This is a genomic window from uncultured Bifidobacterium sp., assembly GCF_959020155.1.
In the GTDB taxonomy this organism is placed as follows: Bacteria; Actinomycetota; Actinomycetes; order Actinomycetales; family Bifidobacteriaceae; genus Bifidobacterium.
Window position 1 is genome coordinate 1 of sequence record NZ_CAUERC010000028.1, and the last position, 20,889, is coordinate 20,889.

The window sequence follows — 20,889 nt, forward strand, 5'->3', positions numbered from 1 at the left end:
TGGCCATCGCCGAGAAGTGCTACAAGTCCACCAACAAGATCAACGCCATCATCGCTGGTAAGCAGCCTGCTGCCACCTGGCTGACCCTGGACGAGGCTCGTGCCGAGCTCGAGAAGGGTGCCGCCGCTTGGGATTGGGCTTCCACCGCCAAGAACAACGATGAGGCCGAGGTCGTGCTTGCCGCCGCCGGCGATGTCCCGACTCAGGAGATCATGGCTGCTTCCGACAAGCTGAAGGAACTGGGCGTCAAGTTCAAGGTTGTGAACGTTGCCGACCTGCTCTCCCTGCAGTCCGCCAAGGAGAACGACGAGGCTCTGACCGACGAGGAGTTCGCCGACATCTTCACCGCCGACAAGCCGGTGCTGTTCGCGTACCACTCCTACGCTCACGACGTGCGTGGCCTGATCTACGACCGTCCGAACCACGACAACTTCAACGTCCACGGCTACGAGGAGGAGGGCTCCACCACCACCCCGTACGACATGGTTCGTGTCAACCGCATCGACCGCTACGAGCTGACCGCTGAGGCTCTGCGCATGATCGACGCCGACAAGTACGCCGACAAGATCGACGAGCTCGAGAAGTTCCGTGATGAGGCCTTCCAGTTCGCCGTCGACAACGGCTACGACCACCCGGACTACACCGACTGGGTGTACTCCGGCGTGAACACCGACAAGAAGGGTGCCGTCACCGCTACCGCCGCTACCGCTGGCGACAACGAGTGATAACACCTCCACGGTGTTGTTAGTTCGCTAACACCAAAGGGCTCGGGATTCGTCCCGAGCCCTTTGCTTATTCATAAGCCCTGTCACGGCGGGGCAGAACAAAGCGAACTGTTGTGATGTTTTAATCGCGTAGCACCCCGAAATGCAGTAGGGCGTTGAGTACGCCGTCGTGGTCCACGTCATCGGTGATGTAATCGGCGGCGGCCTTGGGCTCGGCGGTCGCATTGCCCATCGCGACCCCGATGCCGGCGTAGGCGAGCATATCCGTGTCATTGCCGCCATCGCCGAAGGCCATGGTCTGCTCGCGCGTGATGCCGTAATGCGCCATGAACCGCTGGATGCCGCGCGGCTTGCCGCCATCGGCCGGAATCAGATCCGTGAAATCCGGATGCCAACGCACCCCGCGCACATTGCTGCACAGTCCCACCAGTTCGGCCTCCAGCTCGGGCCCGACAAAGGGACTGATCTGGAAGGTCTCATGATCCAGCGCGCGGGTGCGCGGGTCCTCGAAATACCGGGTCGGTGCGGTTTTGCCCAGTTTGCTCCACGTGGCGCGAAGCAGATCATTGGACTGGTTGAAGTACACGTAATCCTTCTCGCCGAAATTGCACACCACATCGGGGTGACGGTCCAGCCAGTCGAGAATCACCTCAATATCAGCAGTATCCAAGGCCTGCGAGGCAAAGAAGCCGGTGTCATCAAAACAATACTGCCCATTGAACGCCACCACGCCATCGAACGTCACCGGCATGGTATCCAGCACCACGTGCATCTGTGAAGGCGCGCGGCCCGTGCAAATCAGCACCTTGACGCCTGCGGCCTGCAGCCGGTGAATCGCCTCGATTGTGGAATCCGGCACCGTATGGGTCGTGAAACTGGTGAGCGTGCCATCGATATCGAAGAATACGGCTCGGATATCGGCATTGGCAGTATCGGTAGTCATAGCTTCCATTGTCAAAGCCCCTCTCGACGTGCTTTCCGGCGTGTTCGGCACGCCTATAGCGGGTTATCAAACGCACGAATCCCGGACATTGCATGCGCGCCATAAAAGACACCTATATGGCAATCGGCCATTTTCCGTCACTTTCGCGGTTCAAGCGCGTTATGGTGTTACCCGACATCAATTTTGGAGAGAGGAAATCCAATGACAGCAGCAACCCAGCCGGCAACCCCGGCCGCTCCTAACAATAACGAGCCGGTGCGTGTGAACCACACCGCCCGCAACGTCATCATCACCATCGTGGTCGTGGCGATTATCGCCGTGGCCGCGTTCTTCGGCTACCGCGCGTTTGCCGGTGCCAACGAGTCGTCCGCCAAGGGCAGCAAGGGCAACCCGGTCAAGATCGGCGTGGTCGGCGCTACCAACCCCGAATGGGTCAAGTTCAAGCAGGACGCCGAGAAGGCCGGCATCTACGTCGACATCGTCGACTTCCAGGACTACACCTCCGAAAACCCGGCCCTTGACTCCGGCGAGCTGGACCTCAACGAATTCCAGCACCTGCTCTACTTGGCCAACTACAACGTGAGCAACAAGAAGGACCTGCAGCCCATCGGCGGCACCGCCATCTACCCGCTCGGCGTGTACTCCACCAAGGTCAAGGACATCAAGGACCTGAAGCAGGGCGACACCGTCACCATTCCGAACGACGAAACCAACCAGGCCCGCGCTATCGGCGTGCTCAAGGCCGCCGGTCTCGTGACGCTCAAGGGCGACTGGACCGCCTTCTCCACCCCGGCCTACATCGACGAAGCCAAGAGCAAGGTCAAGGTCACCCCGCTCAAGGCCGAACAGGTGGCCACCACCCTGAAGGACCCGACCATCGCCGCTGGTGTGATCAACAACGACTACGTGGCCGATGCCGGTCTCGACCCGAAGGACGCCATCTACCAGGATGACGCCGAATCCGAAGAGGCTCGCCCCTACATCAACGTGTGGGTGGCCCGCAAGGCGGACGTGAACAACGAGACCTACAAGAAGCTCGTTTCCATCTACCAGCAGAAGGATGTGCTCGACGCCCTGCAGGAGAACTCCGGCGGTACCGCGGTGTTCGCCGACAAGTTCAGCGCCAGCGAGCTGCAAGGCTTCCTGTCCGACATTGAGAAGGATGCCAAGGCCCAGCAGTGAGCCGCGGCTGATACGAGCGCACGACTAGCCTGTCCATAGCCATTACCACCAAGCGGAGCGAGTACCCGAGCCAACAATCGGGATTCGCTCCGCTTCCGTGACCGGACACCAACAACCAGCATCAGGGAGCACTATGAGCGACCCCATCATCACCTTCGACCATGTCGTGAAGGAATTCAAAACACGCGGACGCGGCGCGAACATCGCACGAGCCGTGGATGACGTCAGCCTGACCATCGATCGCGGTGACATCTTCGGCATCATCGGCTATTCCGGTGCAGGCAAATCCACACTGGTCCGGCTTATCAACGCGCTCGAACGACCCACCTCCGGCACTGTGACCGTGCTTGGCACTGATATCACCTCTCTGAGTGAGACCAAGCTGCGGCCCATCCGCCAGAAAATCGGCATGATTTTCCAGCAGTTCAACCTGTTCTCCACCAAAACCGTGGCCCAGAACATCGCCTACCCACTGCAACTCGATCACTGGCGCAAGGACTATCAGGATCGTCGTGTCAACGAACTCCTTGAATTCGTGGGCCTCAGTGAGCACGCAAACAAATACCCTTCGCAGCTGTCCGGCGGCCAGAAGCAGCGCGTCGGCATCGCCCGCGCACTGGCCACTAATCCGGAGATTCTGCTCGCCGACGAAGCCACCAGCGCGCTCGACCCGGAAACCACCACCGAAGTGCTGGCCTTGCTCAAGCGTGTGAACGAGGAATTCGGCATCACCATTGTGCTTATCACCCATCAGATGAACGTGGTCCAGCAGATTGCCGGCCGCGTGGCCGTAATGAGCGCCGGACGCGTGGTCGAATCCGGCGACGTATACGATGTGTTCGCTGCACCCCAGCAGCCGGTGACCAAGCGATTCATTGCCACCGCATTGTCTGGCCTGCCCGAGGAAGACCGGGTCGAGCGATTGCATCACGAATGGTCGGGCCGCATTGTCACCGTGCTTATCCGCCAAAAGGACGTTTCCGGCACCCAAGGCCATGAACTCAAGGCATCCGGACAGAATATCTCCGAACTCATCGCCAAATACGGCGTCGAATCCAGCCTGCTCTACGGCGGCATCGACACGGTCAAGGGGACCGCCATCGGTGCCATCACCTACGAATTCAACGGGCCCGGCTGGCATGTGGACGAATTCCTGCGCGAGCTCGCCGCCAATAGCGACGTCATCGACTTCGGCACCGCCGCAAAGCCTGTGGCCTACGCCGACGCAGTCGCCGGACATGCCTCCTACGCCGAAGACCGCGCCCATGACCCACTGGCGGCCGATACTGCCACCGCGCCCGCCGCGTCCGCCGCCGCACATGAAGGAGCCAACGCATGATCATCCTCGCCAACCCGCGTAGCGACTGGAACGTGCTGCGTCCACTACTGTTCGAATCCATTGGCCAGACCCTGACCATGGTGCTCGTCACCCTCGTCATCGGCGGATTCCTCGGCCTGATCCTCGGCGTGGTGCTCTATGGCACCCGCCCCGGCAACCTGTTCGAGAACGCGGTCGTCTACCGCATCCTTGACATCATCGTCAACATCGTGCGCCCGATTCCGTTCATCATCTTCCTGGCAGCCATGCAGCCGCTCACCATCGTCGTGGTCGGCACGTCCATCGGCACCGTGGCCGCCATCTTCCCGATGGTGGTGATGTGCACCTTCGCCACCTCGCGTCTGGTCGAACAGAATCTCGTGCCGGTCGACCCGGGAGTAATCGAGGCCGCGCGTTCGATGGGTGCCGGCAAGCTCACCATCATCCGCACCGTGCTCATCCCCGAAGCCCTGGCACCGCTGATCCTGGCCTACGCCTTCCTGTTCATTGGCGTGCTCGACATGTCTGCTATGGCCGGCTACATCGGCGGTGGCGGTCTCGGTAACTTCGCCATCGCCTACGGCTACCAGAAGTTCGACCAGACCGTCACCTGGACGGCCGTGATCATCATGATCGTACTGGTCCAGGTGGTGCAGGGCATCGCCAACGCCATCGCCAAACGACTGCTCAAACGCCAGCAATAACAAGGCATACTGACCCCATAGATCGCGGCCCTCGCCAATATGGAGCGAGGGCCGCAATATATTCTTGCGCTACTAGAATCGGGAACCATGAGTGAACATATCGACATCGACCACGAACTCATCACCATCCGCCACTACCTGCACGCCCATCCGGAGCGTAGTTTCCGTGAATTCGGCACCAGCATCTATCTGACCGACCAGCTCAAGGCGCACGGCATCGAGATCCTGCACAACCCGCTGGAGACTGGTGTTGTGGGGCTCATTCAGGGCGAGGCCGGTCCCGGGCCGCGTATCGGGCTGCGCGCTGACATCGACGGCCTGCCCATCGTGGAAGACTCCGGACTGGAGTTCAGCTCCGTCAATGAAGGCGTGATGCACGGCTGCGGCCACGACCTGCACATGACCGGTCTGCTCGGTGCCGCCTTCTGGCTCGCCGAGCACCGTGACAAGTTCGCCGGCTCGATCAAGATTCTGTTCCAGCCGAGTGAGGAGACCGGCCAAGGCGCTCGCGCCATGATCGACGCCGGACTCGTGGATGACGTCGAAGCCATTATCGGCACGCACAACAACCCCAACTATGCGCCCGGCCAGCTGGCCATCGGCGTTGAGCCGATGATGGCCGGCTGCGTGAAATTCCGCGTGACCCTCCACGCCCAAGGCACCCACGCCGGTTACCCGTACAAGGGCACCGGGCCCATCGAAGCGCTCGCCAGTATTATTCTGAGCCTGCAGACCATCGTGAGCCGCAACGTCACGCCCTTCCACCCGCTGGTGCTGTCCGTTACCGAAGTGCACGGCGGCCATGTGTGGAACGTGGTGCCCGCCGAAGCCGGATTCCAAGGGACTGTGCGCTATTTCCACAAGTCGGATGGCAATCTGGTCGGCCGCCGATTCAAGGAAGTGGTGGAACACACCGCCGAGGCATACGGCATCAGCGCCGACGTGGTCTGGGATGACTTTCAAGACCCGCTGGTCTCCGATCCAGGTCTCGCCAAGGCCGTGGCGGCGGATGTCAACGACTACGCGCAGCTCGAACCGATACGTCAGTCGATGGCGGGGGAGGACTTCTGCGAATTCGCCAAGGTGACGTTGCCGGTGTTCGCGTTCGTCGGGTCAAACGGCCAGGAAGGTTGCGCCGACTGGCATAGCCCGCATTTCGTGGGTCTCGACGAATCCATTCCCACCTTCGTCAACTTCTACGTCAACACCGCTCTGCGCGTGCTCAACGAGCTGAAGTAAATCCTTTTCTGGCTCGCCTCCGGAGGCTGAGGCGTTAGGCAGACAGCCCAGTGGGCTGTCTGTAGCCGAAGGTGAGGCGACAGCCGAACCAGATATGCGCGGGCCTCGCCCGTCCATAAGTGCAGGACGAGCTATCAGCGAAGCTGACTGAGGGGAGTGGCATTCGTTCATTAGGTCGATTCATCGTCCATTAGGTCGGTGAACGGCGATACTGGTTGTTGGAATCGCGCCATTGCAACGACTGATATCGCATTGCAGTGACCTAATGAACGCAAAAACGACCTAATGAATGACGCCAAGCCGGAAGAACAGGCAATCCGACGTCATACGCGGCTACACTAAGAATCTATGACACAGCTTCGCTTCGCACTCGCCCAGATCGACACCTGCGTCGGCGCGCTTGACGCCAACGCCGCCAAGGTGCTCGACTACTCCCGTAAAGCCGCCGCAGGAAACGCCCAAGTGGTTGTTTTCCCGGAAATGACCCTCACCGGATACCCCATCGAGGATCTGGCCCTGCGCCGCACCTTCCGCCAAGCCGCATGGGACAAGGCCAACGAACTCGCCACCCAGCTCAACGACGACGGCCTCGGCGATCTGTTCGTGGTGGTCGGCACCGTGGGCACCGACCGCAAGACCTCCAAGCCGCGCAACCGACTGGTGGTCTTGCACCAAGGCGTGGTCTGGGCTGGCTACGACAAGCACTTCCTGCCCAACTACGGCGTGTTCGACGAATTCCGCATCTTCTCCGCCGGCGACCGCTCCGTGACCCTCGACGTGGACGGCGCCACCATTGGCGTGGCCATCTGCGAGGACATCTGGCAGGACGGCGGCCCGGTGGCCGACCTGGCCACCAAGAACATCGACCTGCTGCTCACCATCAACGGCTCGCCGTATGAGGAAGGCAAGACCAACACCCGTTTCGAGCTCGCCCAGCGTCGTGCCGCCGAGGTTAACGCCCCGGTCATCTACCTGAATCAGGTCGGCGGTCAAGACGACCTCGTCTTCGACGGCGGCAGCTTCGTGGTCGACGCCGACGGCACGCTTATCGAACGCAGCCCGATGTTCATGGAAAACCTGACGTTCTGGGACTTCGATTCCGCCGCCGAACATCAGGCCAAGGCCGAGATCGTTCCGGAACTCGACCCGGACGAAGAGGTATACACCGCCTGCGTGCTCGGCCTCAAGGACTACATGGCCAAGAACCACTTCACCGGCGTGACGCTGGGCCTCTCAGGAGGCATCGACTCCGCACTGGTAGCCGCCATGGCGGCCGACGCATGCGGCGGCGAGAACGTCTGGGGCATCTCCATGCCCTCCATGTACTCCTCCGACGGTTCCAAAGACGACGCCGCCGATTTGGCCTCCAACATTGGCGCCCATTACGAGGTCCAGCCCATTGAGCCATTGTTCAACGCCTACCAACAGCAACTTGACCTTGATGGCGTCTCCGCCGAGAACCTGCAGGCCCGCATCCGCGGTGTGATCGTGATGGCCAGCTCCAATTCGCGCGGTCTGCTCGCCGTGGCCACCGGCAACAAGTCAGAGCTCGCCTGCGGCTACTCGACCATCTACGGCGATGCGGTAGGCGGCTACGCACCCATCAAGGACCTGCTCAAGACCCGTGTCTGGGAGATCAGCCGTTGGCGTAACAAGGCCGCGGCCGCAGGCGTCGGCATCGGCGGTCTCAAGATCGTGGGCAACGAGGACGGCAACGCCGGCATCCCGTTGAAGGACGGCGTGATGATTCCGGTCTCCTCCATCGAGAAGGCACCCTCGGCCGAGTTGCGCCCCGGGCAGAAGGACTCCGACTCCCTGCCCGAATACGCGCTGCTCGACAAGGTGCTCGCCGCATACATCGAGCACGCGCACGGCCGCGCCGACCTGTTAGCCGACGGCTTCGACCAGGTCACCGTAGACACCGTGATGCGATTGGTGGACCGCGCCGAATGGAAGCGCCGCCAATACCCGCTGGGACCGAAGGTCACGGCCCTCGCGTTCGGCCGCGACCGCCGACTGCCCGTCACCAACGCATTCAGGGAATAAACATATATTGCTCCCGCCAGCGGGAGCAAGTAATACCGTTGAGGAGGTACCAATGACAGACGATAACAAGAAGCAGTGGTATTTCAACACCGTCAAGAAGCAGGCCGAGTTGGGCATGGTCTCACCGATCGAACAGCGCATGGGTCCGTACAAGACCAAGGAAGACGCCGAACATGCGTGGGACATCGTGGTGGACCGCAATGCCAGATGGGAGGAGGAGAACCGGCGCTGGAAGAACTACGGCGTGAAACCCGCACAGGCTCGCCCCGAGGATTGACGGTCGAAAACTGACGGATACGGTTCTGCTGTCAATCTCAAGACCGAACCGCTCATACGAACATCACAGTATGAGCGGTTTCCCATATCTGGAGACGTGCAATAGTCCCATCAATATCTAGAAGCCATTGGAATGGTAGCGTTCACAGAAACAATGTGAGATAGCTCACTCCCAATTTCAGCTTTTCTCAAGCAAGTGCCAACTACACTGTTGAACCAAGGGTTCCGTGAAGATGCGAAACCTACAACCCCATTTAAGGAGTGACATGACCGCAGTGGAAAATGCAGCTGTCTCCCAGGAGGAGCTCGACGCCAAGGCGTGGGCCGGCTTCACCGAGGGCAACTGGCAGAAGGATATTGACGTCCGCGACTTCATCCAGAAGAACTACACCCCGTACGAGGGCGACGAGACATTCCTGGCTCCTGCCACCGAGAAGACCAAGCACCTGTGGAAGTACCTCGACGACAACTACCTGGCCGTGGAGCGCAAGCAGCGCGTCTACGACGTGGACACCCATACCCCGGCCGACGTCGACGCCTTCCCGGCCGGCTACATCGACTCCCCGGAAGTCGATAACGTGGTCGTTGGCCTCCAGACCGACGTTCCCTGCAAGCGCGCGATGATGCCGAACGGTGGCTGGCGCATGGTCGAGCAGGCCATCAAGGAAGCCGGCAAGGAACCGGATCCGGAGATCAAGAAGATCTTCACCAAGTACCGCAAGACCCACAACGACGGCGTCTTCGGCGTGTACACCAAGCAGATCAAGGTCGCCCGCCACAACAAGATCCTCACCGGTCTGCCGGACGCCTACGGCCGTGGCCGCATCATCGGCGACTACCGCCGCGTCGCCCTGTACGGCGTGAACAAGCTCATCGCCTTCAAGAAGCGCGACAAGGACTCCGTGCCGTACCGCAACGACTTCACCGAGCCGGAGATCGAGCACTGGATCCGCTTCCGTGAGGAGCACGACGAGCAGATCAAGGCTCTGAAGAAGCTCATCAACCTCGGCAACGAGTACGGCCTCGACCTGTCCCGCCCGGCCCAGACCGCGCAGGAAGCCGTGCAGTGGACCTACATGGGCTACCTGGCCTCCATCAAGTCCCAGGACGGCGCCGCCATGTCCTTCGGCCGCAACTCCGCCTTCCTCGACTGCTACATCGAGCGCGACCTCCAGGCCGGCAAGATCACCGAGACCGACGCCCAGGAGCTCATCGACAACATCGTCATGAAGCTGCGCATCGTGCGCTTCCTGCGTACCAAGGACTACGATTCGATCTTCTCCGGCGACCCGTACTGGGCGACCTGGTCCGACGCCGGCTTCGGCGATGACGGCCGTTCGATGGTCACCAAGACCTCGTTCCGTCTGCTCAACACCCTGACCCTCGAGCACCTCGGACCTGGCCCGGAGCCGAACATCACCATCTTCTGGGATCCGAAGCTGCCGGAAGCCTACAAGCGCTTCTGCGCCAGAATCTCCATCGACACCTCGGCCATCCAGTACGAGTCCGATAAGGAAATCCGCTCCCACTGGGGCGACGACGCCGCCATCGCATGCTGCGTCTCCCCGATGCGCGTGGGCAAGCAGATGCAGTTCTTCGCCGCTCGCGTGAACTCCGCCAAGGCCCTGCTGTACGCCATCAACGGCGGCCGCGACGAGATGACCGGCATGCAGGTCATCGACAAGGGCGTGATCGAGCCGATTACCCCGGAGGCCGACGGCACCCTCGATTACGAGAAGGTCAAGAACAACTACGAGAAGGCCCTCGAATGGCTGTCCGAGACCTACGTCATGGCCCTGAACATCATCCACTACATGCACGATAAGTACGCGTACGAGTCCATCGAGATGGCCCTGCACGACAAGGAAGTGTACCGCACCCTCGGCTGCGGCATGTCCGGTCTGTCCATCGCCGCCGACTCCCTCGCCGCCGTCAAGTACGCCAAGGTCTACCCGATCTACAACAAGGACGCGAAGACCCTGGAAGGCCACGAGTACGAGTACGTTGAGGGCGCCGACGACGACCTGATCGTCGGCTACCGCACCGAGGGCGAGTTCCCGGTCTACGGCAACGACGACGACCGCGCCGACGACATCGCCAAGTGGGTCGTCTCCACGGTCATGGGCCAGGTCAAGAGGCTCCCGGTCTACCGCGGCGCCGTCCCGACCCAGTCCATCCTGACGATCACCTCCAACGTCGAGTACGGCAAGAACACCGGTTCCTTCCCGTCCGGCCACGCCAAGGGCACCCCGTACGCTCCGGGCGCCAACCCGGAGAACGGCATGGACTCCCACGGCATGCTGCCGTCCATGTTCTCCGTCGGCAAGATCGACTACAACGACGCTCTTGACGGCATCTCGCTGACCAACACCATCACCCCTGATGGCCTGGGCCGCGACGAGGACGAGCGCATCGGCAACCTGGTCGGCATCCTGGACGCCGGCAACGGCCACGGCCTCTACCACGCGAACATCAACGTTCTGCGCAAGGAGACCATGGAGGACGCCGTCGAGCACCCCGAAAAGTACCCGCACCTGACCGTGCGTGTCTCCGGCTACGCGGTGAACTTCGTCAAGCTCACCAAGGAGCAGCAGCTCGACGTCATCTCCCGTACCTTCCACCAGGGTGCCGTCGTCGACTGATGACCAACCCCGCGAACCGCGGCAATGACTAACTGAAGGGGTGGGGCACGGCTCCACCCCTTCCTTATTTCCCACAGACTTTCGCATCATTTGGAACAGGAGGACAACGATGCCCGCAACACCCACGTTCCGCACCACGACCAGGCATATGCTCAAGGAATCGAAGACCTATGCCTCGCAGACTTTGATGGGTGGCCTTTCCGGCTTTGAATCCCCAATCGGACTCGACCGACGTGACCGCCTTTCCGCCCTGAAATCCGGTGATATCGGCTTCGTCCACTCTTGGGACATCAACACCTCCGTGGATGGACCGGGCACCCGCATGACCGTGTTCATGTCCGGCTGCCCGCTGCGCTGCCAGTACTGCCAGAACCCGGACACTTGGAAGATGCGCGACGGCAAGCCCGTCTACCTTGACGCCATGATCAAGAAGGTCGATCGTTACAAGGACCTGTTCAAGGCCACGCATGGCGGTATCACCTTCTCCGGCGGCGAATCCATGATGCAGCCCGCCTTCGTCTCGCGTGTGTTCCATGCCGCCAAGGAGATGGGCGTGCACACCTGCCTCGATACGTCCGGCTTCCTCAACACGAATTACACCGACGAGATGCTCGAGGACATCGACCTGTGTCTGCTCGACGTCAAATCCGGCGACGAGGAGACCTATCACAAGGTCACCGGCGGCACCTTGCAGCCCACCATCGATTTTGGCCAGCGACTGGCCAAGGCCGGCAAGAAGATCTGGGTGCGATTTGTGCTCGTGCCGGGCCTGACCGACTCCGAAGAGAACGTCGAAAACGTGGCGAAGATCTGCGAGTCCTTCGGTGATGCCGTCGAACACATCGACGTGCTGGGATTCCACCAGCTTGGCCGCCCGAAGTGGCACGAACTGCGCATCCCATACCCGCTGGAGAACCAGAAGGGACCCAACGCCGCCACCCGCGAACGGGTGACCAACCAGTTCAAGGACCACGGCTTCACCGTGTATTAAATTGCAGGGCCGAACCGCGCGTAAATACCACGATTCGGCCCGTTCGCCCATACCCTAGAGATATGGCCGACATCTACGCATTTCCTACGGGAGAGTCCAACGACGGACGCCCCGTGCGCCCTCAGGGTGTGCCGGATGAAGTATGGGCAGCCGTCGAATCCGTCAGCACCATGAAGCGCATCCATGACGTGCGCTATCGGGAGATTCCCGTGCCTTCCACCTTGGCCGATTATGGTATCGGCGTGGAATTCGAAGCGGGAGAGCGTGCCCTCGGCGATGCCTTTTCCGCCGGTCTTGGCAGCGATGCCGAATCACGAATCGCCACAGGCTGGATCATGATGCTTTATGCTCATGAGCTGCGCATTGACTGGGATTCCAACTGGCGTTGCGTGGCGTTCGCGCGACTGCCGCTGGAAACCGCCGAAAACGATTCTCTGACCCCCGGCATGTACTGGGATGACATGTGCGACTATTTCGACGGCATCGAGCCGGATTCGGTATCCGGCACAGTCACCGTGACCCAAAACACGGCTTTTGGCTCGATGGCCGGCTCCACCAGCGCCGGGTGTGAGATTCGCGTCTCATGGACCCCGCTTGACGGGACCGGGCCGGACGGTACTATGGACGCCGGCGCACAAGTCCGCTCGTGGGCCGCATTCATCAGATCCACCATCCGTTTTGAGGAGGATGACGCCAGTTGAGTGACGTCCGTGACACCGAACCCCGACTGCTGAAAGAGCCTCGCGGGGGAGTACCCGATGTCACTTCGACGCTGGACGGCTATCATCGTGTCTGCGATGCGATGGCCGAGGCGACGGGCTCGCTGGCCGCCGACGCCGAACGGGCGTCCGGCTTCCGCTATGGACACGAGGATTGGCTGATTCAGTTCAAACGTGAGGGTGCAGGCATCGCCTTGCTTGATCCCGTCGCCCTGACCCGGGCCGGAGCTGATTGGAATGAATTCAATGACGCCGTGGGCGACGCCACGTGGATTCTGCATGATTCTCTGATGGACTTGCCCGGATTCGCCGAAATCGGGCTCAAACCCAAAGCCCTGTTCGACACGGAAATAGCGGCGCGATTGCTCGGCCTGCACCGCTTTGGTCTGGCCGCCGTCACCGAACACTACCTCGGCATCACGCTAGCCAAAGAGCATTCCGCCGCCGATTGGTCCTACCGTCCGCTGCCGCGCGACTGGCGCAACTATGCGGCGCTCGACGTGGAGGTGCTTATCGAACTTGAAACCATGATGCGTCGTGACCTGAAAGCCGCAGGCAAGGACGAGTGGGCCGCTGAAGAGTTTTCTCACGCTTTGGTTGCGGGCCTTGCCCCGCGCAAACCGCATCCGATTCCTTGGCTGCGTATCTCGCGCATCACCCAGCTGAGTCGTGATCCAAGGGGCTTGGCCATCGCCAAATCCCTATGGGAGGAGCGCGACCGACTCGCCCGGCAATACGATATTGCGCCCAGCCTGTTATTGGCCGATTCATCAATCATCGAGGCGGCGACCAACAAGCCGCACAATGCTGCCCAATTCCGCGCGCTCCGATCCCTGAACGAGCGTGTGCGCATCCATACCGGCACCGAGCAGGACAAAATGTTCGAGCGGTACGCGCCGATTCAGCGTGCGGTCAAACCGAAGGTCTGGAAGCAGGCCATCGATCGAGCCATAGCCCTGAAGCCCACCCAATGGCCTACCATGCCCGCCCCCGAACAGGACGAAAACGGTGTGGTGAACGCGCCCCGATCCATGCGGCTGTGGCAACAGCGCCATCCGGAGCGTTATGACCGTCTGCAACGGGTGCGGCGTGTGATCAACCGCATCGCCGAAGACACCCGCACGCCGGCCGAGATGATCATCAAGCCACAGATCCTACGCAACCTGTGCTGGGTGGAAGACCCGGTGGAAGTGGACGTCGAGACGTTCCTGATCGAGCAGGGCGCAAGGAACTGGCAAGTGAAACTCATTGCACCGTCCGTAAGTGGCGTTATCATGTAGAGGTTGCCTTACGGCAGAACTGTAAGAAATAACGACTTTTGAGGAGTCATTAGCGTGAAGATCAGCGTTCGTAACCTCGAGCCCACCAAGGTGAAGCTCACCGTCACTGTTGAACCGGAAGAGCTCAACCCGTATCTGGATGCGGCCCGTAAGGAAATCGCCAAGCAGGTGAACGTTCCCGGCTTCCGTAAGGGCCACGTTCCCGGCAAGATCATCGACCAGCGCATCGGTTTCGCCGCCGTCGCCGGTGAGGCCGTGAACGACGCGGTCCCGGAGCTGTACTCCAAGGCCCTGGATGAGAAGAAGATTCGTCCGATGGCTCAGCCGGAGTTCGACGTGCAGGATGTTCCGCAGTCCGCCAACGACGAGACCAAGCTGAAGTTCACCGCCACCGTCGAGCGTCGTCCTGACATCGAACTGCCGGAAATCGACGGTCTTGAGATCGCCATCTCCAAGCCGGAAGTCAAGGATGAGGACGTCGACAAGCGCCTCGAGACCCTGCGTCAGCGCTTCGGCACCTTGGTCGGCGTGGACCGCCCGGCCGCCAAGGGCGACTTCGCCAACATCGACCTGACTGCTGAGATTGACGGCGAGACCGTCGACTCCCAGGAAGGCGTGAGCTACGAGCTCGGCTCCAACACCATGCTCGACGGTCTGGACGAGGCCCTTGACGGCCTGTCCGCCGGCGAGGAGACCACCTTCGAAGGCACGCTGGAAGCCGGCGAGCACGAGGGCCAGAAGGCCACCGTGAAGGTCAAGGTCAACTCCGTCAAGGCTGAGGAACTGCCGGAGCTGAACGATGAGTTCGCTTCCGAAGCTTCCGAGTTCGACACTCTGGACGAGCTCAAGGCTGACATCCGCAAGGCTGCCGCTCAGGACGCCGAAGGTCGTCAGGCCACCGAGGCTCGCGATGCCTTCATCGCCAAGCTGCAGGAAGGCCTCGAGATCCCGGTGCCGAAGGGCGTCAAGGCCAACATGGTCGAAGAGCAGCTCAAGGGCATGACCCCGGACCCGGAGAAGGCCACCAAGGAGCAGAAGGCTCAGGCCGAGGAGACCGTGGAGAAGGATCTGCGCGATCAGATGGTGCTCGACGCTCTGGCCGAGAAGCTGGACGTTCAGGTGTCCCAGTCCGACGTGTTCAACTTCCTCGCTTCCATCGCCCAGCAGTACGGCATGGATCCGAACAACTTCATCCAGGCCATCATCAAGAATGGCCAGCTTGGCTCCGCTGTGCAGGAAGTCGGCCGTTCCAAGGGCCTGCTCGCCGGCATGCGCGCCGTCAAGTTCACCGCTGATGGCGAGGTTGTGGACCTCTCCGCCTTCCTGGGCGAGGCCGCTGAGGATGAAGAGTCCGAGTCCGTCGAGGCCGCTTCCGCTGCTGCCGCCGTGGCCGACGAACTGTCCGCCAAGGATGACGCCAAGGATGCTGAGTGAGCATAGCCTCATCGCGTTAGCGTGATTGTTTGAGCCCGGAATCGTGTTTCATGGTTCCGGGCTCTTCCTATTCTGGCAAAAGGACTGTTTCTTTGGCTCCCCTCTTTGAGGGGAGCTGTCGAGCGTGGCGAGACTGAGGGGAGTTCCCAAGGCATACTCGTTGCATAGGGTGCGGAGGTTGACATGCAGCCAACGGTTACTATCAAACGCCTTGGTTGGCTCGCTGCGGCGACCATTGTGCTCGGCGTGCTCATCGGTGTGGGAGCAGGTCTGCTGACCCTGTTGCTCTACGGCGTTGAACATGTGCTGCTCGGCTACATCGAAGGCCCAGAATTGCCTGGTCCATTCGGCGTGCCCGCTGCACGCCGTGCGATATCGGTGACCGTGGGACTCAGCATCGCAGGCATTATCTGGTATCTGATGCGACACAAAACGACTGCGGTGCCCTCAGTCAAGAAGGCCGTGGCGGGAAAGCGAATGCCTTTCTGGCAAACCATTGCGCATGTGGTATTGCAGATTTTCATCGTCGGCTCCGGTGCCTCGATCGGCCGAGAAGTCGCCCCACGCGAACTCGGCGCCATGCTCGCGCAACGTTTCTGCGACCTGTTCCATATCGAGGGCGTTGACGGCATCGACCGGCGCATGGTGGTGGCAGTGGCTGCCGGTGCTGGTCTAGGAGGCGTCTATGACGCGCCACTGGCCGGCATGTTCTTCGCCGTCGAAATCCTGTTGGTAGATGTGACAATCGAAAAAGTTGCGTTTGGACTGGGCATGTCTGCCATTGCCGCATTCGTGGCGGTTGCGATCAAAGGGCATCACCTGTTCTACGACATTACCGCCATGCAACCGGAATCCACGCCAACGTTAATGGTGTTCGCTCTGATCTGCGGTGCGGCATGTGGAGTGGGCGGCGCATTGTTCCGAAAAGGTTCGCAATGGGCGGAAGCGCACAAGCCAACCGGTAAGGCTATTCTGTGGCAGATGCCGCTGGCTGGTCTCATCACCGGTTTGGTGGCGACTGTTGTGCCGCAGGTGATGGGCAACGGCCGTGCCGCGGCGCAACTTGGATTCAGCACATTCATTCCTGAAACCGCCGGCACTGCTGGTGCCATGCAGTCGGCATCTTCAGCGGCCGCCTCTCCATGGAACTTGCTGACGGGCGGCGGTAATGTATCCGATTCGGCCTCTGGCGGGGGAGCGGGCTCTGGAATGGCATCGTTCTGGGCCATGCTTCAGGGTGGGAGCGGCCCTTCTGGATCCGTGATGAACGCCGGTTTCCCGCTGTCCCAGTCCAATATCTGGATGTTGCTGGGTGTGTTGGCACTCACCTTTGTTGCCAAAGCGCTGGTGACGCTGATGACCATTCGCTCCGGTGCGTCGGGCGGTGTGCTGCAGCCCGGCATCGCATTAGGTTCCACGCTGGGTGCGATGCTCGGCCTCGTATGGATACTGATGTTTCCGACCGATTCGGTAACCGCGTGTGCCTTGATCGGTGCGGCTTCGTTGCTTTCGGCCTCACAACAGGCACCGCTTATGGCCATGTGCTTGGTGATGGAGCTCTCTGAAGCGCCGATTACCTTCTTTGTGCCGGTCGGCATGGCCGTGGCCACGTCGTCACTGATATCAAAGTGGTTGCTGAGTCGTAAGTAAATACATATATTCTGGCTCCCCTCTCTGAGGGGAGCTGCCCCGGTCGAAACTCCCCTCAGCCGCCTATGGCGACAGCTCCCCTCAGAGAGGGGAGCCGAGGTAAAGAAAGCTATGTCAGAAAATACAGAAATTCGCTCGGCACTTGAATTGCTTGCCGCTGAGCCGCTCACTGAGCAGATTGACTACTATCGAAAGCCATTCATGGTGTTATGGGCCGCCATTCAGGAGGCAGCCAGCGATGTGGCCGAAGACTACGACTTACCTGCGGATATGGCCCAATTATGGGTGGCCGAACAGATGCGCCAAGTCGCCGATTCACTGGTCGATCGGCTCGCGGAAAAAGCCGTGGCCCATGGTGCCAGCAAGTCCAACGTAGCGCGAGCCGCCGGTGCCAGCCCCGCCAATGCCGCCCGTCGCTTCCCGCGTCTGGGCGACGATGCCGCCTCCCAGACCCGCCTCCTCATTGACGACGTCCTCGACACCCTCGAATAAACCGAAATCCCTACGCTGCCCGCCAAAAAGCACGCGAAAAGCCGCCTTCAGTCGCTTCAAGGCGGTAGTCTGAACAATGTTCGAGTAATTAGAAGGAGAATCAAGGTGAGCAATACCTTTGCGACCTTGCCGGTCATGGCGGGCGATGACGTCCCGGCCGGCCCCGTCGACCCGATTTTCAACCGTCTGCTCAAAGACCGCATCATCTGGATGGGTGAAGAGGTCAAGGACGATATGGCCAACCGCATCTGCGCTCAGCTGCTGATGCTGGCCGCCGAAGACCCGAAGAAGGACATCTGGCTGTACATCAACTCGCCGGGCGGCTCCATCACCGCCGGCATGGCCATCTACGACACCATGCAGCTCATCGAGCCTGACGTGGCGACCGTGGGCCTGGGCATGTGTGCTTCCATGGGCCAGTTCCTGCTGAGCTCCGGTACCAAGGGCAAGCGTTACCTGACCTCGCACGCCCGTGTGCTCATGCACCAGCCTTCCGGCGGCATCGGCGGCACCGCCACTGACGTGCGCATCAACGCCGAGCTCATCATGGACATGAAGAAGACCATGAGCGAGCTGACCGCTGAGCAGACCGGCCACACCCTCGAGGAAATCTACCGCGACAACGAATACGACCACTGGTTCACCGCCCAGGAAGCCCTCGACTATGGCTTCGTGGACAAGCTCGTGACCACGCCGGACACCATCGGCAACAACCAGCAGGGGGAGTGAGACTCATGGCAAGTGAAGAAGCAAAGTTCGCCGCCCGTGCCGACCGCTTGGCCGGCCGTCAGGGCGTAGCCGGTTTCATGCCGGCCTCCGCCCGCGCAGCCCAGCCCGCGCCGACCAACCGTTACATCATGCCGCAGTTCGTGGAGAAGACCCCGTATGGCATGAAGACCCAGGACGCCTACTCCCGCCTGTTCGAGGATCGCATCATCTTCCTCGGCGTGCAGGTGGACGACGCCTCCGCCGACGACGTGATGGCCCAGCTGCTGGTCCTCGAATCCCAAGATCCGAACCGTGACGTGATGATGTACATCAACTCACCCGGCGGTTCGATGACGGCCATGACCGCCATCTACGACACCATGCAGTACATCAAGCCCGACGTGCAGACCGTGTGCCTCGGCCAGGCCGCCTCCGCCGCCGCCATTCTGCTGGCCTCCGGCACCAAGGGCAAGCGCCTGATGCTGCCGAACGCCCGTGTGCTCATCCACCAGCCGGCCATCGACCAAGGCTTCGGCAAGGCCACGGAGATCGAGATTCAGGCCAAGGAAATGCTGCGTATGCGCGAATGGCTGGAGGAGACCCTCGCCAAGCACACCGGCCAGGACGTCGAGAAGATTCGCCGCGACATCGAAGTGGACACTTTCCTGACCGCTCCTGAAGCCAAGGAATACGGCATCGTGGACGAGGTGTTGGAACACCGCCAGTAAAACTTCCGGACATTGCAATACCCTCGGTCGGCAACGACCGGGGGTATTGTATTTCAAGGATGACAATGATAATGCGCAGCGTGGCGGTTCGACGGTGCGGCGTAGTCGGCAAAGGAGAATCATGGGACGTGTGGTGAGCTACAACGAGGACGTACCCCGTTGCACGTTCTGCGGCAAAACCGAACATCAGGTACGAAAACTGGTGGCCGGTCCCAATGCCTCCATCTGCGATGAATGCATCGCCCTGTGCGTGGACATCATCTCCGAGGAGCGTGTCAAAGATGCCGAGGTCAATTCGCTGAGCCTGCCCAAGCCCGCTCAGATCTTCGATTATCTCAACCGCTACGTCATCGGTCAGGAGAACGCCAAGCGCGCATTGTCCGTAGCCGTATACAACCATTACAAGCGCGTCAATATGGAGCTTCAGGAGTCCGCTGAGCAGCTTGACGGGAATAACGGGCACAGTGGACAGACCGGCAAACAAGCCAAGCAATCCGTTCCCACCCAGACGCGTGCTACCCGCCGCAGCAATGACCCCTTGGCTGACGTCGAGGTCGCCAAGTCAAACATTCTGTTGCTCGGCCCCACCGGCGTGGGCAAAACCTATCTTGCGCAGGCGTTGGCCCGCGTAATGAACGTGCCGTTCGTCATCACCGACGCCACCACCCTGACCGAAGCCGGCTATGTAGGCGACGATGTGGAAACCGTGCTCCAACGTCTCCTCCAAGCTGCGGATGGCGACGTAAGCCGAGCCCAGCACGGCATCATCTACATTGACGAAATCGATAAGATCGCCCGCAAATCCGGTGAGAACACCTCCATCACCCGTGACGTGTCCGGTGAGGGCGTTCAGCAGGCGTTGCTGAAGATCTTGGAAGGAACCATCGCCTCCGTGCCGTTGGAAGGCACGCGCAAGCATAAGGAGCAGGACGTTGCGCAGATGGACACACGCGGCATCCTATTCATCTGCGGCGGTGCGTTCGTGGGGCTGACGGACATTGTTCGCAAGCGATTAGGCCGTCGAGAGACCGGCTTCGGCGCGAATTGGCACGACGCCGACATGAAAGACGAGGAATTGCTCGAACAGGTCAATGCCGATGATCTGGCCGAGTTCGGACTGTTGCCTGAGTTCATCGGACGTTTGCCGGTCACCAGTGTGCTGAAGGAACTTACCGTAGACGATCTGACGGCGATTCTCACCCAGCCAGCCAACGCGCTGATCAAGCAGTACCGTAAACTGTTCGCCGTCGACGGCGTCGATCTGCAATTCACAGAACAGGCCATTCGGGCGATTGCTGATATCGCTATCAAGCAGGGGACCGGCGCACGCGGTTTGCGTTCGATTATCGAACGTACGTTGCAGGACACGATGTTCCAGTTGCCGAGTTTGGATGATGTGAGGCAGGTGATTGTGGACAAGGCGTCCGTAGAGGGTTCCAGCACGCCCAAACTCCTGCGCGAAGCCGTGGATGTGCCGCAGGGACGTCTCAAAGTTGCGCAGTCGGTTTTGCTTGACCGAGTCCGTACACACGAGGCGTGAGGCCAGTAAATACGCCGTTGCGGTAGTGGTCGGGATGGTGCGACTCGCCGCAACACGCCGAGTTGCATTCAGCTGAACGGCGTGTATTATATATCGAGTTGTCTGAAAGACAACATGCGCCAGTAGCCCAGCGGATTAGAGCAGCTGACTACGGATCAGCAGGTCGCAGGTTCGAATCCTGTCTGGCGCACTCCCGAACCACGGGGACAACAGTGGTATGCGCCAGTAGCCCAGCGGATTAGAGCAGCTGACTACGGATCAGCAGGTCGCAG

17 protein-coding genes, 1 tRNA gene and 1 pseudogene are annotated in these 20,889 nt (G+C 60.7%); 18 read left to right on the top strand and 1 reads right to left on the bottom strand.

Going from position 1 to position 20,889, the window contains the following annotated elements:
* Positions 1-725: pseudogene (locus Q5H31_RS06800) on the top strand (phosphoketolase); the annotation flags it as partial.
* Between the two features lie 121 nt (positions 726-846).
* Here Q5H31_RS06800 and Q5H31_RS06805 read toward each other — a convergent pair.
* The gene (locus tag Q5H31_RS06805) at positions 847-1,668 is read right to left on the bottom strand and encodes a Cof-type HAD-IIB family hydrolase (RefSeq protein ID WP_117791464.1); all 822 of its coding nucleotides are present in this window, start codon (positions 1,666-1,668) and stop codon (positions 847-849) included.
* Positions 1,669-1,869: 201 nt separating this feature from the next.
* Here Q5H31_RS06805 and Q5H31_RS06810 point away from each other — a divergent pair, with 201 nt between their 5' ends.
* From Q5H31_RS06810 to Q5H31_RS06890, 17 genes are all read left to right on the top strand, one after another.
* A complete protein-coding gene (locus Q5H31_RS06810; protein WP_007052045.1) occupies positions 1,870-2,850 on the top strand; it encodes a MetQ/NlpA family ABC transporter substrate-binding protein in 981 nt (326 codons plus the stop codon).
* A gap of 133 nt (positions 2,851-2,983) precedes the next feature.
* Complete coding sequence (locus Q5H31_RS06815; RefSeq protein ID WP_007052046.1) at positions 2,984-4,189, top strand: methionine ABC transporter ATP-binding protein; 1,206 nt, start codon at positions 2,984-2,986, stop codon at positions 4,187-4,189.
* Complete coding sequence (locus Q5H31_RS06820; RefSeq protein WP_007052047.1) at positions 4,186-4,872, top strand: methionine ABC transporter permease; 687 nt, start codon at positions 4,186-4,188, stop codon at positions 4,870-4,872. Before Q5H31_RS06815 ends, Q5H31_RS06820 begins: the two co-directional genes overlap by 4 nt.
* Positions 4,873-4,959: 87 nt before the next feature.
* Positions 4,960-6,111, top strand: a complete 1,152-nt coding sequence (locus tag Q5H31_RS06825) for a M20 family metallopeptidase (RefSeq protein WP_007052048.1) — start codon at positions 4,960-4,962, stop codon at positions 6,109-6,111.
* Between the two features lie 348 nt (positions 6,112-6,459).
* On the top strand, positions 6,460-8,157 hold the full coding sequence (locus Q5H31_RS06830) for an NAD+ synthase (RefSeq protein WP_302457622.1): 1,698 nt from the start codon (positions 6,460-6,462) through the stop codon (positions 8,155-8,157).
* Between the two features lie 52 nt (positions 8,158-8,209).
* Positions 8,210-8,434, top strand: a complete 225-nt coding sequence (locus Q5H31_RS06835) for a hypothetical protein (RefSeq protein WP_007055377.1) — start codon at positions 8,210-8,212, stop codon at positions 8,432-8,434.
* 265 nt (positions 8,435-8,699) lie between these two features.
* Positions 8,700-11,075 (top strand): formate C-acetyltransferase, encoded by a 2,376-nt coding sequence (pflB, locus tag Q5H31_RS06840; protein WP_302457623.1) that lies wholly within the window; start codon positions 8,700-8,702, stop codon positions 11,073-11,075.
* 109 nt (positions 11,076-11,184) lie between these two features.
* A complete protein-coding gene (gene pflA / locus Q5H31_RS06845; protein ID WP_007052052.1) occupies positions 11,185-12,066 on the top strand; it encodes a pyruvate formate-lyase-activating protein in 882 nt (293 codons plus the stop codon).
* Between the two features lie 62 nt (positions 12,067-12,128).
* Complete coding sequence (locus Q5H31_RS06850; RefSeq protein WP_007052053.1) at positions 12,129-12,767, top strand: DUF3000 family protein; 639 nt, start codon at positions 12,129-12,131, stop codon at positions 12,765-12,767.
* Positions 12,764-14,065 carry an HRDC domain-containing protein gene (locus Q5H31_RS06855; protein ID WP_007052054.1) on the top strand — a complete coding sequence of 434 codons (1,302 nt, stop codon included), beginning with the start codon at positions 12,764-12,766 and terminating at the stop codon, positions 14,063-14,065. The genes Q5H31_RS06850 and Q5H31_RS06855 overlap by 4 nt, the downstream gene beginning before the upstream one ends.
* 54 nt (positions 14,066-14,119) lie before the next feature.
* Complete coding sequence (gene tig / locus Q5H31_RS06860; protein WP_007052055.1) at positions 14,120-15,499, top strand: trigger factor; 1,380 nt, start codon at positions 14,120-14,122, stop codon at positions 15,497-15,499.
* Between the two features lie 183 nt (positions 15,500-15,682).
* Complete coding sequence (locus Q5H31_RS06865; RefSeq protein ID WP_007057022.1) at positions 15,683-17,149, top strand: chloride channel protein; 1,467 nt, start codon at positions 15,683-15,685, stop codon at positions 17,147-17,149.
* 111 nt (positions 17,150-17,260) lie between these two features.
* Positions 17,261-17,641 carry a hypothetical protein gene (locus Q5H31_RS06870; protein ID WP_007052057.1) on the top strand — a complete coding sequence of 127 codons (381 nt, stop codon included), beginning with the start codon at positions 17,261-17,263 and terminating at the stop codon, positions 17,639-17,641.
* 105 nt (positions 17,642-17,746) lie between these two features.
* Positions 17,747-18,370, top strand: a complete 624-nt coding sequence (locus Q5H31_RS06875; protein ID WP_007052058.1) for an ATP-dependent Clp protease proteolytic subunit — start codon at positions 17,747-17,749, stop codon at positions 18,368-18,370.
* 5 nt (positions 18,371-18,375) lie between these two features.
* On the top strand, positions 18,376-19,077 hold the full coding sequence (locus Q5H31_RS06880; protein WP_007052059.1) for an ATP-dependent Clp protease proteolytic subunit: 702 nt from the start codon (positions 18,376-18,378) through the stop codon (positions 19,075-19,077).
* Between the two features lie 121 nt (positions 19,078-19,198).
* On the top strand, positions 19,199-20,617 hold the full coding sequence (clpX, locus tag Q5H31_RS06885) for an ATP-dependent Clp protease ATP-binding subunit ClpX (RefSeq protein ID WP_047379860.1): 1,419 nt from the start codon (positions 19,199-19,201) through the stop codon (positions 20,615-20,617).
* A 116-nt stretch (positions 20,618-20,733) separates the two neighbouring features.
* Positions 20,734-20,807, top strand: a tRNA-Arg gene (locus Q5H31_RS06890).
* Positions 20,808-20,889: the final 82 nt, after the last annotated feature.

Bases quoted from the DNA above. Each gene is read 5' to 3' on its own strand.
- Q5H31_RS06880 (WP_007052059.1), top strand. From the start codon at position 18,376: ATGGCAAGTGAAGAAGCAAAGTTCGCCGCCCGTGCCGACCGCTTGGCC.
- Q5H31_RS06865 (WP_007057022.1), top strand. From the start codon at position 15,683: ATGCAGCCAACGGTTACTATCAAACGCCTTGGTTGGCTCGCTGCGGCG.
- clpX (WP_047379860.1), top strand. From the start codon at position 19,199: ATGGGACGTGTGGTGAGCTACAACGAGGACGTACCCCGTTGCACGTTC.
- Q5H31_RS06815 (WP_007052046.1), top strand. From the start codon at position 2,984: ATGAGCGACCCCATCATCACCTTCGACCATGTCGTGAAGGAATTCAAA.
- Q5H31_RS06830 (WP_302457622.1), top strand. From the start codon at position 6,460: ATGACACAGCTTCGCTTCGCACTCGCCCAGATCGACACCTGCGTCGGC.
- Q5H31_RS06805 (WP_117791464.1), bottom strand. From the start codon at position 1,668: ATGACTACCGATACTGCCAATGCCGATATCCGAGCCGTATTCTTCGAT.
- Q5H31_RS06835 (WP_007055377.1), top strand. From the start codon at position 8,210: ATGACAGACGATAACAAGAAGCAGTGGTATTTCAACACCGTCAAGAAG.
- Q5H31_RS06850 (WP_007052053.1), top strand. From the start codon at position 12,129: ATGGCCGACATCTACGCATTTCCTACGGGAGAGTCCAACGACGGACGC.
- Q5H31_RS06825 (WP_007052048.1), top strand. From the start codon at position 4,960: ATGAGTGAACATATCGACATCGACCACGAACTCATCACCATCCGCCAC.
- Q5H31_RS06820 (WP_007052047.1), top strand. From the start codon at position 4,186: ATGATCATCCTCGCCAACCCGCGTAGCGACTGGAACGTGCTGCGTCCA.
- pflB (WP_302457623.1), top strand. From the start codon at position 8,700: ATGACCGCAGTGGAAAATGCAGCTGTCTCCCAGGAGGAGCTCGACGCC.
- pflA (WP_007052052.1), top strand. From the start codon at position 11,185: ATGCCCGCAACACCCACGTTCCGCACCACGACCAGGCATATGCTCAAG.
- Q5H31_RS06870 (WP_007052057.1), top strand. From the start codon at position 17,261: ATGTCAGAAAATACAGAAATTCGCTCGGCACTTGAATTGCTTGCCGCT.
- Q5H31_RS06810 (WP_007052045.1), top strand. From the start codon at position 1,870: ATGACAGCAGCAACCCAGCCGGCAACCCCGGCCGCTCCTAACAATAAC.